Source organism: Streptomyces capoamus (genome assembly GCF_014654935.1).
GTDB lineage: Bacteria > Actinomycetota > Actinomycetes > Streptomycetales > Streptomycetaceae > Streptomyces > Streptomyces capoamus.
The window spans coordinates 1,078-2,348 of sequence record NZ_BNBF01000020.1; the positions used below are offsets into that span (position 1 = coordinate 1,078).

At 77.9% G+C, this 1,271-nt stretch carries 2 protein-coding genes; one reads left to right on the top strand and one right to left on the bottom strand.

Features of this window, described 5'->3' with window-relative positions:
• The coding region (locus IE312_RS42050) for a phosphotransferase family protein (RefSeq protein ID WP_229900498.1) at nt 1-532 on the top strand (532 nt) is incomplete at its 5' end.
• Here the strand turns inward: IE312_RS42050 and IE312_RS27310 are convergent.
• Nucleotides 414-1,202: a gamma-glutamyl-gamma-aminobutyrate hydrolase family protein gene (locus IE312_RS27310; protein ID WP_229900499.1), complete on the bottom strand. Its 789-nt coding sequence runs from the start codon at nt 1,200-1,202 to the stop codon at nt 414-416. The two genes, IE312_RS42050 and IE312_RS27310, sit on opposite strands and share 119 nt — an antisense overlap.
• Between the last annotated feature and the right edge of the window lie 69 nt (nt 1,203-1,271).

The window sequence follows — 1,271 nt, forward strand, 5'->3', positions numbered from 1 at the left end:
CGGCACACCGTCCCCGGTCGACGCCCCGCCCGTCGCCGGGGAACTGGCCGGCGACTTCGCGGGCTGGCGCGCGCTGTGCGCGGGGGAGGCCGGCGACGTACGGGACCGGCTCGGCGACTGGGCCGCCGGTCACCTGGCCGAACTCGCCGCGCTGGAGGCCGGCTGGGCCGCCGGCGCGTCCGGGGACACCCTGGCCCACGGCGACCTGCGCGCGGACAACGTGCTGCTCACGGCCGACGGCGTCGTCTTCGTGGACTGGCCGCACGCCCTGCGCGCGGCGCCCTGGTTCGATCTGCTGGTCCTGCTGCCGTGCGTGCGGGCGCAGGGCGGCCCGGACCCGCAGGAGGTGTTCACCGCGCACCCCCTCGGCCGGGCGGCGGACCCGGACGCCGTCACCGCGGCGCTGGCCGCCCTCACCGGCTACTTCCTGCGCGGCTCGCTGCTCCCGGCGCCGCCGGGCCTGCCGACCCTGCGTCCCTTCCAGCGCGCGCAGGGCGAGGCCGCCCTGGCCTGGCTGCGGCGGCGGCTGTGACCAGGGCCCGCATCACCCGCCGGTCCTCGCCCATCTCCGGATGCCACTGCACGCCCAGCACCCAGCCCCGGTCCGCCGGCAGTTCGACGGCCTCCACGGTGCCGTCCGCCGCGTAGGCCGACGGGACGAGCCCCTCGCCGAGCCGCTCCACCGCCTGGTGGTGGTACGTCGGCACCGCCTGCTCCTCCGGGACGATGCCGGCGTACAGCGTGCCCGGCACCGGCTTGACCGGGTGCTCGCCGAAGGCGCCGACCAGCTCGGCGTGCCCGTCCAGGTGCTGGACGAGGGTGCCGCCGAGGGCGACGTTCAGCAGCTGCATGCCCCGGCAGATGCCGAGCAGGGGCAGGCCCGCGGCCAGCGCCGCCCGGATCAGGGCCAGCTCCCAGGCGTCCCGCTCGGGCGCGGGCGGCCCCGTGCGCGGTGCCCGCTCGGCGCCGTACCGGGCCGGGTCGACGTCGGGACCGCCGGCGACGACCAGCCCGTCGAGCCGGGCCACCGCGGCCTCGGCGTGCTCCGGCGCGTCCGGCGGCAGCAGCGCCGCCAGCCCGCCCGCCCGCTGCACCAGCCGCGGGTAGCCGGCCGGCAGCAGCACCGCCTCCAGCTCCCACACCCCCCAGCGCGCGCCGGACTCCAGATACGTGCTCACACCGATCAGCGGCCGTGGCGTCATGCTGCCTCCCTGGCAAAGGTGTTCACGCATACCTTTGCAGAGCGCGGTTCAGGCCAGGAAGCCCCGCAG

Bases quoted from the DNA above. Each gene is read 5' to 3' on its own strand.
- IE312_RS27310 (WP_229900499.1), bottom strand. From the start codon at position 1,202: ATGACGCCACGGCCGCTGATCGGTGTGAGCACGTATCTGGAGTCCGGC.